This window comes from Kineococcus vitellinus, assembly GCF_009906315.1.
Lineage (GTDB): Bacteria > Actinomycetota > Actinomycetes > Actinomycetales > Kineococcaceae > Kineococcus > Kineococcus vitellinus.
Map to the genome: position 1 here is coordinate 1 of NZ_JAAALL010000102.1, position 13,600 is coordinate 13,600.

A 13,600-nucleotide genomic window follows, 5' to 3' on the forward strand; every position below is an offset into this window, starting at 1 on the left:
GCGCCGCTCAGTCGCCGGCGGCGGCGGCCTTGAGCTTGGAGCCGGCGGTCAGCTTCGCGCCGAAGGAGGCGGCGATCTCCAGCGCCTCCCCGGTGCGGGGGTTGCGGCCGGTGCGGGCGGCGCGCTCGACGCGCTCGACGGTCATCAGGCCGGGCAGCTTGACCGGCTCGCCCTTGGCGACGGCCTCGACGAGGACGTCGCCGAACGCGCTGAGGACGGCGTCGGCGTCGGTCTGCGTCAGGCCGCTGCGCTCGGCGACGGCGGTGACGAGCTCGGATCGGTTCACGGGTCCTCCAGGGTGCTCGGGCGGTGGGGCGGTGGCCGCCGACGTTACCGGTGGTCACGACACGTGCTCGGCACGTGGCGATCGACGGTGCGTCGTCGGCCGCCGAAGACGCTAACAGCGCCCCCGGACACCCGCCGCACGCCGGGCTGCCGCGCCCTCAGCCCCCGGCCGGCCGCCCGTCCCGCTCGGCCTGCTCGGCCTGCTCCTGGCGGGCGCTGCACGGCCCGCAGACGCCGAAGACCTCCACGACGTGCTGGACCCGGGTGAAGCCGTGGTCGGCGCCCACGCGCCGGGCCCAGGCCTCCACGGCCGGGCCCTCGACCTCGACCGTGCGCCCGCACAGGCGGCACACGAGGTGGTGGTGGTGGCCGGTGCTGCAGCGGCGGTACACGGCCTCGCCGTCGTCGGTGCGCAGCACGTCGACGTCGCCGTCCTCGGCCAGCGCCTGCAGCGCCCGGTAGACGGTGGCCAGCCCGACGCTGTCGCCGCGCTCGCGCAGCTTGGCGTGCAGGTCCTGCGCCGACAGGAAGGCGTCGGCCTCGTCGAGGACGGCCGAGACCGCGGAGCGCTGCTTGGTGGACCGGCGGGCCGGGGCGGGCACGGCTGCTCCTGGGGTCTCGTCGTCGGGTCTCGCGTCGCTCTCGCCGTCGGGCCTGCTCCCCGCGGCCGGGTCAGCCTACGGCTCCGCCCCGGCGGGGTCGTCCGCTCGACGGGCCGCTCCGCTCAGCGCGTAACCTGGCGGCTCCGCCCGCCGCTCCCGGCGGGCGCGCCGCCGACACCCAGCCGGACAGGAGCACCCGCGTGGCCGCCTCGCCCTCCTCGCGCCTCGACCCCGTCGTCAACCTCGCCAAGCGCCGGGGCTTCGTCTTCCCGTCGGGCGAGATCTACGGGGGCACCCGCTCCGCCTGGGACTACGGTCCGCTCGGGGTCGAGCTGAAGGAGAACATCAAGCGCCAGTGGTGGCGGGCGACGGTCTCCTCGCGCGACGACGTCGTGGGCCTGGACTCCTCGGTCATCCTGCCGCGGCGCGTGTGGGAGGCCTCCGGCCACGTGGCCGTCTTCACCGACCCGCTGGTGGAGTCCCTGGTCACGCACAAGCGCTACCGCGCCGACCACCTGCTGGAGGCCTACGAGGCCAAGCACGGCCACCCGCCGGTCAACGGCCTGGCCGACGTGCCCGACCCCGACACCGGGGTGCGCGGGCAGTGGACCGAGCCGCGCGAGTTCTCCGGCCTCATGAAGACCTACCTGGGCCCGGTGGTCGACGAGGAGGGCCTGCACTACCTGCGCCCCGAGACCGCCCAGGGCATCTTCGTCAACTTCGCCAACGTCATGGGCTCGGCGCGCAAGAAGCCGCCCTTCGGCATCGGCCAGATCGGCAAGAGCTTCCGCAACGAGATCACGCCCGGCAACTTCATCTTCCGCACCCGCGAGTTCGAGCAGATGGAGATGGAGTACTTCGTCGAGCCCGGCACCGACGAGCAGTGGCACGAGTACTGGCTGCAGGAGCGGATGTCCTGGTACGTGGGCCTGGGCATCGACCCGGGCAACCTGCGCTTCTTCGAGCACCCGCAGGAGAAGCTGTCGCACTACTCCAAGCGCACCGTCGACATCGAGTACCGCTTCGGCTTCACGGGCTCGGAGTGGGGTGAGCTGGAGGGCATCGCCAACCGCACCGACTACGACCTGACGACGCACTCCAAGGAGTCCGGCGTCGACCTGTCCTACTTCGACCAGACCAAGGGCGAGCGCTGGACGCCCTACGTCATCGAGCCCGCGGCCGGCCTGACCCGCTCGCTCATGGCCTTCCTCGTCGACGCCTACACCGAGGACGAGGCGCCCAACACCAAGGGCGGTGTCGACAAGCGCACCGTGCTGCGCCTGGACCACCGCCTGGCCCCCGTCAAGGCCGCCGTCTTCCCGCTCTCGCGCAACGAGCAGCTGTCCCCGAAGGCGCGCGACCTGGCCGCGGAGCTGCGCCGCAGCTGGAACGTCGAGTTCGACGACGCCGGGGCCATCGGCCGCCGCTACCGCCGCCACGACGAGGTCGGCACGCCGTACTGCATCACCGTCGACTTCGACACCCTCGAGGACCAGGCGGTGACCATCCGCGAGCGCGACACCATGGCCCAGGAGCGCGTCGGCCTCAGCCAGGTGACCGCCTGGCTCGGCGCGCGCCTGGTCGGCGCCTGAGCCACCCCGCGGCCGCGGGGGACGGGGCGGCGGGCAGAGGAACCGGCGGGGGAGCGGACGGGCTGGCCCGCCCGCTCGTCGCCGGCGCCGTCGCGGCCCTGACGGGTTTCGCGAGCTCGTTCGTGCTCGTCCTGGCGGGGCTGGCCGCCGTCGGCGCCGGCCCCGCGCAGGCCGCCTCCGGGCTGCTCGTGCTGTGCCTGGTGCAGGGCGCCCTGGCCTGCCTGCTCTCCTGGCGCACCCGCCGGCCGCTGTCCTTCGTGTGGTCCACGCCCGGCGCGGCGCTGCTCGTCGCCGCGCAGGGGCGCACCGGCTCCTTCGCCGCGGCGGTCGGCGCGTTCGCGCTGTGCGGGGTGCTGCTGGTGGTCACCGGCTGCTGGCCCCGGCTGGCCGCCCTGGTGCGCAGCGTGCCGGTGCCCGTCTCCGGTGCGCTGCTGGCCGGGGTGCTGCTGCCGCTGTGCCTGGCGCCGGTGAGCGCCGTGCGCGAGCAGCCGCTCGCGGCGCTGGCGGTCGTCGCGGTCTGGCTGCTGCTGCGCCGCGGCGGGTCGGCGTGGGCGGTGCCGGCGGCCATGGTGGTCGCGCTGGTCGGCACGGCGCTCTCGGTCGAGGGCGCGCCCGCGCCGGACTGGCTGCCGCGGCTGGTGCCGGTGCTGCCCGCGCTGGACCCGTTCGTGCTGGTCTCGCTGGGCGTGCCGCTGTACGTGGTGACGATGGCCGGCCAGAACGTGCCCGGCCTGGCGGTGCTGCACACCCTGGGCCACCGGGACCTGCCGGTGGGCCGGGTGCTGGCCGGCTCGGGCGTCGGCACGCTGCTCGCGGCCCCCTTCGGCGGCCACGCGGTGAACCTGTCCGCCCTGGCGGCGGGGATGATCGCCGGTCCCGGGGCGGCGCGGGACCCCGGGCGGCGCTGGATCGCCGCGGTCGGCGGCGGGGCGGCCTACCTGCTGCTGGGCCTGCTGGCCACGCCGGTGGCCGGGTTCGTCGGGGGCACCAGCCCCGTCCTCGTCGAGGCCGTCGCGGGGCTGGCGCTGCTGGACTCCTTCGCCGGTGGTCTCGTCTCGGCCCTGGAGCAGCCGCAGCAGCGGCTGACGGCCGCGGCCACGTTCGCCGTCGTCGCCTCCGGGGTCAGCCTGGCCGGGGTGGGCAGCGCGTTCTGGGGGCTGCTCGCCGGGCTGCTGCTGGCCGCCGCCTCCCGGCCGCCGCGCCGCGGGCGCCACCTCGGCACCGCCGCCTCCTGAGGGTCAGCCCCGCGCGGGGTCCCCGGCCGCGCAGCAGGAGTCGCGGTGGCGCAGGGTCGGGGCCACCCGCTCGCGGCGCGGCGGTGCGTCGCTGCCCGCGATGCGCTCGAGGATCATCTGCACGGCGCGGGTGGCCATCGCGGGCACGTCCTGGGCGAGGGCGGTCAGGCGGGGCTCGACGAGGTCGGCCCACTCGGGGTCGTCGTAGCAGACCAGGGCGACGTCGGCGGGCAGCCGCAGGCCCAGGGCGCGCAGGGCCCGCAGGGTCCCCACGGTCATCGAGTTGTTGCCGACGACGACGGCCGTGGGGCGCCCGGGCGCGGAGAACGCGGCGGTGACGACCTCCTCGGCCGTGCGGGTGTCGCTGGCGCCGGGCAGGACCAGCGGGGCGAGGCCGCGGGCGGCGACGGCGCGCAGGTAGCCGTCGCGGCGCTCGGTGGTGGAGCTGAGGCCCTCCAGGCCGGCGACGAACGCGGTGCGGCGGTGACCGAGGTCGAGCAGGTGCGCGGTGAGGGCCTCGGTGGCGGCGCTGCCCTCGGGGCCGACCTGGTCGAGGGGGGCGTCGGCGAAGCGGTCCAGCAGCACGGTCGGCAGCCGGCTGCCGGCGAGGAAGGGCAGCGCCTCCTCGGCCGCGCGCGCGGAGGGGGCGAGCACGACGCCGTCGACGCGGCGGCCGGCGAGCTCGTGCAGGACCCGCAGCTCCTCGGCCGGGTCGTCGTGGGTGTCGGCGAGCACGAGGGTGTAGCCCGCGGCGCGGGCGGCGCGCTCGACGGAGGTGACGAGCGCGGCGAGGTGCGGGTTGGCCACGAAGCCGCTGGCCAGGCCCAGCGTCGTCGTCGCCGAGCGCGCCAGCGAGCGGGCCAGGGTGTTCTGCCGGTAGCCGGTGCGCTCGACGGCCGCCAGGACGGCCTCGCGCGTCGGGCCGCTGACGGCCCGGGTGCCGTTGAGCACGTGGGAGACCGTCGAGGGGTTGACCCCCGCCAGCCGTGCGACGTCCGCCATGGTCACCACGGCCCCAGCTTCCCCGTTGTCGGCGGGCGCCATGCGGCCGGGGTGGACAAGCGCTTGCGCAAGCGCTTGCGGTGCTCCTACCGTTGCTCCGCCCGGCCTGATCGACGCGAAGGAGCGCTCCGATGCCGTCCAGCGCCACGCCCACACCCAGCCCCGCCCCCGTCGTCGTCGGCTACGAGCCCGGTGACGAGCGCGCCGTCGCCGAGGCCCTCGACGCCGCCCTCCAGCGCGCCTGCCGCCTCGTCGTCGTGGCCGCCGCCCCGCTGCCCGAGCGCGTGCAGCGCGCCCTGTGCGCGGCCGCCGTCCCCGTGGACGTCGAGCTGCCCCCGGAGGGCGCCGACATCGCCGAGGCGCTGCTGGAGCGCGCCGAGCGCGACGGCGCCCGGCTGCTCGTCGTCGGCCTGCCCCGCAGCGGCGGCCGGCCCGCCGCTGACGACCTGCTGGGCGGGCGGGCGCGCCTGGTGGTGCTCGACGCGCCGTGCCCGGTGCTGTCCGTGCCCGAGCCCTCGCCCGAGCCCTGCACCGGGCCCTCGCCCGACGGCGGCTGCCCGTCACCCGCGCTGGCCCTCACAATGGGAGGGTGAGCGCACCCACCCTGACGGCACCCTCGACGAGCGCCCCCGTCGCGCCGCTGCGCATCGGGCCGCACGTCTCGGCCACGCCCGTGGTCCTCGCGCCGATGGCCGGCATCACCAACGCCGCCTACCGGCAGCTGTGCCGCGAGCACGGCGAGGGCTTCTACGTCAGCGAGATGATCACCTCCCGCGCCCTCGTCGAGCGCACCCCGGAGACGATGCGGCTCATCGGGTTCGCCCCCGACGAGCGCCCCCGCAGCCTGCAGCTGTACGGCGTCGACCCGCTCACGGTCGCCAAGGCCGTCGAGATGATCGTCGCCGAGGACCTCGCCGACCACGTCGACCTCAACTTCGGCTGCCCCGTCCCCAAGGTGACCCGCAAGGGCGGCGGCTCGGCGCTGCCGTGGAAGGCGGACCTGTTCCGCCAGATCGTGCGCGGAGCGGTCCGCGAGGCCGCCAAGGGCGGCGTCCCGCTGACGGTGAAGATGCGCAAGGGCATCGACGACGACCACCTCACCTACCTGCAGGCGGGCCGGACCGCCGAGCAGGAGGGCGCCGCGGCCGTCGCCCTGCACGGGCGCACGGCCTCGCAGCACTACTCCGGGCACGCCGACTGGGAGGCGATCGCCCGGCTCAAGGAGACCGTCACGACCATCCCCGTGCTCGGCAACGGCGACGTCTGGAGCGCGGAGGACGCGCTGGAGATGGTGCGCCGCACCGGCTGCGACGGCGTCGTCGTCGGCCGCGGCTGCCTGGGCCGGCCGTGGCTGTTCACCGACCTCGAAGCGGGCTTCGCCGGCCGCGGGGAGCGGGTGCGCCCCGGCCTGCGGCACGTCACCGCGGTCATGCGCCGGCACGCGGAGCTCCTCGTCGCCTTCTACGAGGACGAGCTGCGCGGCTGCCGGGACATCCGCAAGCACGTCTCCTGGTACCTCAAGGGCTACGCCGTCGGCGGGGACATGCGCGCCCGCCTGGCCCTCGTCGACACCCTGGAGGCCCTCGACGAGCTCATCGCCGACCTCGACCTCGACCAGCCCCACCCGGGCGGGGCCGCCGAGGGCTCGCGCGGGCGGGCCGGTTCCCCGCAGAGCCGCGTCGCGCTGCCGGAGGGCTGGCTCGAGAGCCAGGAGCTCACCGGCGTCGCCGCCGCGATGGTCCGCCAGGCCGAGCTGTCGGTGTCCGGCGGATGAGCGCACCGGCCGGCTACGCCGCGGCCGACGCGGAGCGCTGGAGCCCCGAACCGCCCAAGACGCACAGCCGCACCGCCTTCGCGCGCGACCGCGCCCGCGTCCTGCACTCCTCGGCGCTGCGCCGGCTGGCGGCCAAGACGCAGGTGGTGGGCCCCGGCACCGACGACTTCGTGCGCAACCGGCTGACGCACTCCCTCGAGGTCGCCCAGGTGGGCCGCGAGCTCGGCGCCGTGCTCGGCTGCGACCCGGACGTCGTGGACACCGCGTGCCTCGCGCACGACCTCGGCCACCCGCCGTTCGGCCACAACGGCGAGCGGGCGCTCGCCGAGGCCGCCGTGGGCATCGGCGGCTTCGAGGGCAACGCCCAGACCCTGCGGCTGCTCACGCGGCTGGAGCCCAAGAGCACGCGCCCGGACGGCACGCCGGTCGGGCTGAACCTCACCCGCGCCAGCCTGGACGCCTCCACCAAGTACCCGTGGCTGCACGGTGCCGCCCCGCGCGCCACCTCCAAGTTCGGGGCCTACGCCGACGACGCGGAGGTGTTCGGCTGGCTGCGCGACGGCGCCCCGCGCGACCGCCCGTGCGTGGAGGCGCAGGTCATGGACTTCGCCGACGACGTGGCGTACTCCGTCCACGACGTCGAGGACGCCGTCGTGGCCGGGCACGTGCGCCTGGACTGGCTGGCCTCCGCCGAGACCCGCGCGCGCGTCGCCGCCCAGGTGCGCGACTGGTACCTGCCGGACGCCACCGACGAGGCCGTCGGCGATGCGCTGCAGCGGTTGTCCTCCTCGCCGTTCTGGGCGGTGGAGCAGCCCGGGGAGCTGTTCGGCGGGCGCCGGCACCTGGCCGCGCTCAAGGACATGACGAGCCAGCTCATCGGCCGCTTCGCCAACGCCGCCGAGCACGCCACCCGCGAGCGCCACGGCCCGGGCCCGCTCACCCGCTACGCCGCCGACGTCGTCGTCCCGCCGGGGACGGCGCTGGAGGTCGCCGCCCTCAAGGGCGTGGCGGCCACGTTCGTCATGACCGCCCAGGAGCGCCAGCCGTTCTACGCCCGCCAGCGCGAGCTGCTGCACGAGCTGCTCGCCGAGCTGGTCCGGTACGCGCCCGACGTGCTGGAGCCGCCGTTCCGCGAGGACCACGCGGCGGCGGCCGACGACGCCGCCCGGTTGCGGGTCGTCGTCGACCAGGTGGCCTCGCTCACCGACGTCTCGGCCCTGAGCTGGCACCAGCGCCTCACCAGGCGCTGAGCGTCCCCGCGGTCAGCGAGCCCACCAGCCCCGAGGCGCTCGTCAGGTTGCACTGCACGAGCCGGCTGCCCGCCTCCCAGTTCGCCTCGGTGGGGTGGTAGTAGGTGTACTCCAGCCCCGCGCCGTCCAGGCCGGAGGCCGCGACGGCCCGGCCGACCACCTCGGCGCAGTGCTCCTCGGCCTCCGCGGCCAGCGCCCGGCGCCCGGGGTGGGCGTCGCCGAACACCGCGTCGAGCGGGTGCACCTGCACGACCTCGGCGGTGTGCGGCACGGCGCAGTCCGCCAGGGCGACGGTGCCGGTGCCCATCGAGGACGCGGACTCGTCGAAGCAGTCCCCGGCCAGCAGGGTGTCGATGGCGAGCGCGCTGCCGACCTCGGCGCCCGCGGCCCCCTCGGCACCGGGCCCGCCCGCCGCCGCGCCGTCCCGCGCGGGACCCCCGGGACCCGCCGGACCCGCGGGACCGCTCGAGCTCGCAGAGCCCGCGGACAGGCTGATCCCGACGCCGAGCAGCGCGGTCGCGACGGCGACCGCCAGGCCGGCCAGCACCTGCACCGAGCCCACGACGACGCCGGCGACGGCCAGGCCGCGCCCGCCGGCGCCCGAGCGGGCGGTGCGGCGCAGCGCGAGGACGCCCAGCACGATCGAGGCGAGGGAGCCCCCGACGAGCGAGGTCACGAGGGCGGCGACCGCGAGGCCGTCGGTGGGGCGCGGGTGCGCGGTGACGGCGATCGGCGCGGCGAGCTGGTCGGAGGGGGTCACGGGCGGGCAGCGTAGGCAGCCGCCCGCCGCCGCCGCCGGGATTTTCCCGCCGGGGGGCGCCGCTCAGCGCGCCCCGCGCTTGGCGGAGATCACCCCGGTGTCGAAGCCCGCGAAGTGCAGCCCGCCGTGGAAGCGCGCGTGCTCGATCTTCAGGCAGCGGTTCATCACCACGCTCACCCCGGCCTGCTGACCGCGGCGGGCGACCTCCTCGTCGGCCAGGCCCAGCTGCATCCACAGCACCGGCGCACCGACCGCGATCACCTCGTCGAGCACCGCGCCGAGCTCGGCGGGCCGGCGGAAGACGTCGACGAGGTCGGGGACGCCCGGCAGCTCCGCCAGCGAGGGGTAGCAGGGGCGGCCGAGGACCTCGCGCTCGTTGGGGTTGACGAACCACACCTCGAAGTCGGAGCTGGAGAGCAGGTAGGTCGCCACGAAGTACGAGGCGCGCGAGGGCTTGTTCGAGGCGCCGAGGACCGCCACCGTGCGCGTGCGGCGCAGGATGCGCAGCCGCTCGCCGGGGGAGGGCGGCGACCAGCCGCGGACCTCGTGCACGGGCGGGGCGTCCTTGCTGCCGGTGGCCGGGGCGGCGCCGTCCTGCGGCCGGGCGGCGACCGTGCCGGTGTCGCCGATCGCCCCGACCGGCGCGCCGGTGCCGGTGCTGCTGCTCTGGCCCATCAGTCCCCCTTCACGGCCGCGGCGAGCGCCTGGTCCAGGTCCCACAGGACGTCCTCGACGTCCTCCAGGCCCACGCTGATCCGCACGAGGTCCTCGGGCACCCCCGCCGCGGTGAGCTGGTCGGGGGACAGCTGCTGGTGCGTGGTGGAGGCCGGGTGCAGCACCAGGGTGCGCGCGTCGCCGATGTTGGCCAGGTGCGAGCACAGCTGGCAGGCCTCGATGAAGCGCTCGCCGGCCGCGCGGCCGCCGACGACGCCGAAGGAGAAGACCGCGCCGGGCCCCTCGGGCAGGTAGCGCTGCGCGCGCTCGTGGTGCGGGTGGCTGGGCAGGCCGGAGTAGCGCACCCAGCTGACCCGCTCGTCGGCCTCCAGCCACTGCGCCACCCGCCGGGCGTTGGCGACGTGCTCGCGCATGCGCTGCGGCAGCGTCTCCACGCCCAGCAGCAGCAGGAACGCCGAGTGCGGGGCCAGCGTCGCGCCGATGTCGCGCAGCTGCTCGCTGCGCAGCTTGGTGAGGAAGCCGTACTCGGCGAAGTTGCCCCACCAGCTCAGGCCGCCGTAGGAGGCGACCGGCTCGGTCATCGCCGGGAACCTGCCGTTGTCCCAGGGGAAGGTGCCGGCGTCGACGACGATCCCGCCGAGCGTCGTGCCGTGCCCGCCGAGGAACTTCGTGGCCGAGTGGATGACGATGTCCGCGCCGTGCTCGATGGGCCGGCACAGGTAGGGCGTGGCCGTCGTGGCGTCCACGACCAGCGGCACGCCCGCCTCGTGGGCGACGTCGGCCAGCGCCCTGATGTCGGCGACCACGGTCGAGGGGTTGGCGACGAGCTCGGTGAAGACGAAGCGCGTGCGCTCGGTGATCGCGGCGCGGACCGCCTCGGGCTCGGGGTCGACGAACACCGTGTCGACGCCGAAGCGGCGCAGCGTCACGTCCAGCTGGGTGACGGTGCCGCCGTAGAGGTTGTTGGAGGCGACGACGTGGTCGCCCGCCCCGGCCAGCGCGGCGAAGACGAGGAACTCCGCGGACTGGCCGCTGGCGCACGCCACCGCGCCCAGGCCGCCCTCCAGCGAGGCCATGCGCTCCTCCAGCGCGGCGACCGTCGGGTTGGAGATGCGCGAGTAGATGTTGCCGTACTTCTGCAGCGCGAAGAGGTTGGCGGCGTCCGCCGCGTCCTCGAAGACGAAGCTCGTCGTCTGGTAGATCGGCACGGCCCGCGCCCCCGTCGTCGGCTCCGGCACCGCGCCGGCGTGGACGGCACGGGTGCGGAAGCCCCAGCTGCGGTCGGCGGGGCTGCTGCGGTCGGCGCGCTCGGGGCTGCTCACGGGGGCGATCCTGCCACCCCCCGCCGCCGCGGGAGCACCCGCGCGGGCGGGCCTACACTCCAGCCGTGGCCGGGCGCATCCATCCAGACGACCTCCTGGCCGTCAAGGAGCGCGTGCGCCTGGACGAGGTCGTCGGCGAGCGCGTCGAGCTGCGCTCCGGCGGCATCGGCTCCTCCAAGGGCCTGTGCCCCTTCCACGACGAGCGCACCCCCAGCTTCACCGTCCGCGCGGCGACCGGCCGCTGGCGCTGCTTCGGCTGCGGGGAGTCCGGGGACGCCATCGAGTTCCTCATGCGCCTGGACGGCCTGACCTTCACCGACGCCGTCGAGCAGCTCGCCGCCCGCGCCGGCGTCCAGCTGCGCTACGTCGACGAGGGCGGGCGCGGCGCCCAGCGGCCCGCGGGCACCGTCGGCCAGCGCCAGCGGCTGCTGGAGATGCACACGCTCGCCGAGCGCTTCTACAGCGCGCAGCTGGAGGCGCCGGGCGCGGCCGACACCGCGCGCACCTTCCTGGCCGAGCGCGGCTTCACCCGCGCCGACGCGGCCCGCTTCGGCGTCGGCTTCGCCCCCGCGGGCGGTGACGCGCTGCTGCGCCAGCTGCGCGCCAAGGGCTTCGGCGAGGAGGAGCTCGTCGTCTCCGGCCTGGCCGGGCGCGGGCAGCGGGGCCTGTACGACCGCTTCCGCGGCCGGCTGGTGTGGCCCATCCGCGACGTCGGCGGCCACACCGTCGCCTTCGGCGCGCGGCGGCTGTTCGACGACGACCGCATCGAGGCCAAGTACCTCAACTCCCCGGAGACGCCGGTCTACAAGAAGTCGCAGGCCCTCTACGGCCTCGACCTGGCCAAGCGCGACATCTCCCGCACCAAGCGCGTGGTCGTCGTCGAGGGCTACACCGACGTCATGGCCTGCCACCTCGCCGGGGTCACCACGGCCGTCGCCACCTGCGGCACGGCCTTCGGCGAGGAGCACGCCCGCACCGTGCAGCGCATGCTCGGCGAGGCGGACGGCTCCAGCGAGGTCGTCTTCACCTTCGACGGCGACGCGGCGGGGCAGAAGGCCGCGCTGAAGGCCTACGAGCTGGACCAGCGCTTCACGGCGCAGACCTACGTGGCCGTGGCGCCCAGCGGCCAGGACCCCTGCGAGCTGCGGCTGTCGGCCGGCGACGCGGCCGTCGCCGCCCTCGTCGACGGCCGGGTGCCGCTGTTCGAGTTCGCCATCCGCTCCACCCTGGAGCGCTTCGACCTGGACTCCGAGGCGGGCCGGCTGGCCGCCCTGGACGCGGCCGCACCCATCGTCGCCGGCATCCGCGACCGCGGTCTGCAGCAGCGCTACGCCATCAACCTGGACCGCTGGACGGGCTTCCTCGACGAGCGCTTCGTGCTGGAGCGGGTGCGCTCGCACGCGGGCGGGCGGTCCGGCGCGAGCGGCCCGGCCCCGCGCGAGGCCGCCCGCCCGCAGCGCTCGACGGTGGCGCTGCCGCGCACCGACCCGCGCGACCCCGTCGCCCAGCTGGAGCGGCAGGTGCTGGCCTGCGTGCTGCAGGCGCCGTGGGCGGTGGCCGACGTCGCCGACGCGCTCGGCGCCGACGCCTTCACCGCGCCCGCCCACCGCGCCGTGCACGACGCCGTCACCGCCGCCGGCGGCCCGCTGGAGGCGCCGCAGGGGCCCGCGTGGGTCGCGGCCGTCCTGGACTACGCCGAGGGCCCGGTGGCCGCCCTCGTCGACGAGCTGGCCGCCCTCGACCTGCCGGTCAGCAGCGAGGAGGACCTGGAGCGCTGGGGCCGCTCGCTCGTGGCCGCCCTGGCCGGCCAGGCCGCCACGCGGGCCGTGGCGGAGGTCCGCCGCGCCCTGCAGCGGCTCGACCCCGCCGCCCAGGCGGCCGAGTACCAGCAGGCGTCGGCGGAGCTGTTCCGCCTGGAGGCCGCGCGCCGCGCCTGGCAGGAGCGCGCCCAGGGCGCGTGAGCGGCGCGTGAGGGTCCGGCGGCCGGCGTGCGTGGTGCGCGGAGCGGTCCGCGGGGCTGGTACGGTTGGAGCAGTCGTGACCGGCGGTCACGAGATGTGGTCCCGCATAGCTCAATTGGCAGAGCAGCCGGCTGTTAACCGGCAGGTTGTTGGTTCGAGTCCAACTGCGGGAGCTCCTCCGGAGGGGGCGTGCGGATCGCACGCCCCCTCCGGTCGTCCACGGGCTCTGGAGGACGGGTGCACGGGCGTCGCAGCGCCGTCCCGGCGCTCGCCGCGGTCCTCGTCCCGCTCCTGCTGCTCGTCCTCGCCGTCCTGGCCTGGCGCACGCTGCGCGCCGACCCGCGGCCCGCACCCGCCGCGGGCAGCGCCGCGCAGGCCCTCGCGCAGCTGCCCGTGCGCCCCGCCGAGAGCGGCGCGGACTACGAGCGCACCCGCTTCGGCGAGAGCTGGGCCGACACCGACGCCAACGGCTGCCGCACCCGCGACGACGTGCTGCGCCGCGACCTGCGCGCCGTCCGCCTCGACGACGACGGCTGCACCGTCCTCGCCGGCACCCTGGAGGACCCCTACTCGGGGGAGGTCATCGCCTTCCGCCGCGGCGCCGCCACCAGCGCCGACGTCCAGGTCGACCACGTCGTGGCGCTCGCCGCCGCCTGGCGCACCGGCGCCGCCGCCCTCGACGAGGACGAGCTCGTCCGCTTCGCCAACGACCCCCTCGAGCTGCTCGCCGTCGACGGCCCGCTGAACTCCGCCAAGGGCGACGACGACGCCTCGCAGTGGCTGCCGCCGCGGGGGGAGTGCGCCTACGTGGCCCGCCAGGTCGCCGTCAAGCGCGCGTGGGGGCTGTGGGTCACCCCCGGCGAGCACGCCGCCATGGCCGGCGTCCTCGCCGGCTGCCCGGCGCAGCCGCTGCCCACCGGCGACCCCTGGACGCCCTGACGGGTGGACCGGCTGCACGCGCCCGGCGGGCACCGGCGAGCATGGGCGGGTGCGGGACGTCCTGGAGCAGGTGGCGGAGTGGACCGGCGGCGGACGGGCCGTGGCCGTGGCCACCGTCGTGCGCACCTGGCGCTCCGCGCCCCGCCAGCCGGGGGCCTCGCTGGCCGTCGACGCCGACGGCGAGGTCGTCGGCAGCGTCTCGG

General features: G+C 76.3%; 14 protein-coding genes and 1 tRNA gene. 9 read left to right on the forward strand and 6 right to left on the reverse strand.

Translation table 11 applies throughout. The features are described 5' to 3' along the window. Window positions 1-7: 7 nt before the first annotated feature. Together GTQ99_RS10860 and GTQ99_RS10865 are read right to left on the reverse strand one after the other, a co-directional pair. Complete coding sequence (locus tag GTQ99_RS10860; RefSeq protein ID WP_166615750.1) at window positions 8-286, reverse strand: HU family DNA-binding protein; 279 nt, start codon at window positions 284-286, stop codon at window positions 8-10. Window positions 287-443: 157 nt separating this feature from the next. Beyond that, window positions 444-887, reverse strand: a complete 444-nt coding sequence (locus GTQ99_RS10865; protein WP_166615751.1) for a transcriptional repressor — start codon at window positions 885-887, stop codon at window positions 444-446. 200 nt (window positions 888-1,087) lie between these two features. Here GTQ99_RS10865 and GTQ99_RS10870 point away from each other — a divergent pair, with 200 nt between their 5' ends. After that, window positions 1,088-2,479 (forward strand): glycine--tRNA ligase, encoded by a 1,392-nt coding sequence (locus GTQ99_RS10870; RefSeq protein ID WP_166615752.1) that lies wholly within the window; start codon window positions 1,088-1,090, stop codon window positions 2,477-2,479. A 122-nt stretch (window positions 2,480-2,601) separates the two neighbouring features. Further along, complete coding sequence (locus tag GTQ99_RS10875; RefSeq protein WP_420814546.1) at window positions 2,602-3,714, forward strand: benzoate/H(+) symporter BenE family transporter; 1,113 nt, start codon at window positions 2,602-2,604, stop codon at window positions 3,712-3,714. A gap of 3 nt (window positions 3,715-3,717) precedes the next feature. On the opposite strand, the gene GTQ99_RS10880 is transcribed toward GTQ99_RS10875, so the two are convergent. Beyond that, entirely contained in the window at window positions 3,718-4,716 is a 999-nt protein-coding gene (locus tag GTQ99_RS10880) for a LacI family DNA-binding transcriptional regulator (protein WP_240897193.1), read from the reverse strand. Window positions 4,717-4,847: 131 nt separating this feature from the next. Between GTQ99_RS10880 and GTQ99_RS10885 the strand changes: the two genes are divergently transcribed. The 3 genes from GTQ99_RS10885 to GTQ99_RS10895 are packed head-to-tail and all read left to right on the forward strand — an operon-like array spanning window position 4,848 to window position 7,740. Continuing rightward, entirely contained in the window at window positions 4,848-5,309 is a 462-nt protein-coding gene (locus GTQ99_RS10885; RefSeq protein WP_166615754.1) for a universal stress protein, read from the forward strand. Next, window positions 5,306-6,490, forward strand: a complete 1,185-nt coding sequence (gene dusB / locus GTQ99_RS10890; protein WP_166615755.1) for a tRNA dihydrouridine synthase DusB — start codon at window positions 5,306-5,308, stop codon at window positions 6,488-6,490. The genes GTQ99_RS10885 and dusB overlap by 4 nt, the downstream gene beginning before the upstream one ends. Further along, window positions 6,487-7,740 (forward strand): deoxyguanosinetriphosphate triphosphohydrolase, encoded by a 1,254-nt coding sequence (locus tag GTQ99_RS10895; RefSeq protein WP_166615756.1) that lies wholly within the window; start codon window positions 6,487-6,489, stop codon window positions 7,738-7,740. The genes dusB and GTQ99_RS10895 overlap by 4 nt, the downstream gene beginning before the upstream one ends. Here GTQ99_RS10895 and GTQ99_RS10900 read toward each other — a convergent pair. From GTQ99_RS10900 to GTQ99_RS10910, 3 genes are all read right to left on the reverse strand, one after another. After that, the gene (locus GTQ99_RS10900; RefSeq protein WP_166615757.1) at window positions 7,727-8,500 is read right to left on the reverse strand and encodes a septum formation family protein; all 774 of its coding nucleotides are present in this window, start codon (window positions 8,498-8,500) and stop codon (window positions 7,727-7,729) included. The two genes, GTQ99_RS10895 and GTQ99_RS10900, sit on opposite strands and share 14 nt — an antisense overlap. Before the next feature lie 63 nt (window positions 8,501-8,563). Continuing rightward, the gene (locus tag GTQ99_RS10905) at window positions 8,564-9,175 is read right to left on the reverse strand and encodes a CoA-binding protein (RefSeq protein WP_166615758.1); all 612 of its coding nucleotides are present in this window, start codon (window positions 9,173-9,175) and stop codon (window positions 8,564-8,566) included. Next, the gene (locus GTQ99_RS10910) at window positions 9,175-10,497 is read right to left on the reverse strand and encodes an aminotransferase class V-fold PLP-dependent enzyme (RefSeq protein ID WP_166615759.1); all 1,323 of its coding nucleotides are present in this window, start codon (window positions 10,495-10,497) and stop codon (window positions 9,175-9,177) included. The genes GTQ99_RS10905 and GTQ99_RS10910 overlap by 1 nt, the downstream gene beginning before the upstream one ends. Before the next feature lie 65 nt (window positions 10,498-10,562). Here GTQ99_RS10910 and dnaG point away from each other — a divergent pair, with 65 nt between their 5' ends. From dnaG to GTQ99_RS27535, 4 genes are all read left to right on the forward strand, one after another. Continuing rightward, window positions 10,563-12,458 carry a DNA primase gene (gene dnaG / locus GTQ99_RS10915; RefSeq protein ID WP_166615760.1) on the forward strand — a complete coding sequence of 632 codons (1,896 nt, stop codon included), beginning with the start codon at window positions 10,563-10,565 and terminating at the stop codon, window positions 12,456-12,458. Between the two features lie 100 nt (window positions 12,459-12,558). After that, window positions 12,559-12,631 (forward strand) — tRNA-Asn (locus GTQ99_RS10920). A 64-nt stretch (window positions 12,632-12,695) separates the two neighbouring features. After that, the gene (locus GTQ99_RS10925; RefSeq protein ID WP_338074916.1) at window positions 12,696-13,397 is read left to right on the forward strand and encodes an HNH endonuclease family protein; all 702 of its coding nucleotides are present in this window, start codon (window positions 12,696-12,698) and stop codon (window positions 13,395-13,397) included. Window positions 13,398-13,446: 49 nt separating this feature from the next. Beyond that, window positions 13,447-13,600 (forward strand): XdhC family protein (locus GTQ99_RS27535; protein WP_166615761.1); only part of this gene is annotated, 154 nt, incomplete at its 3' end.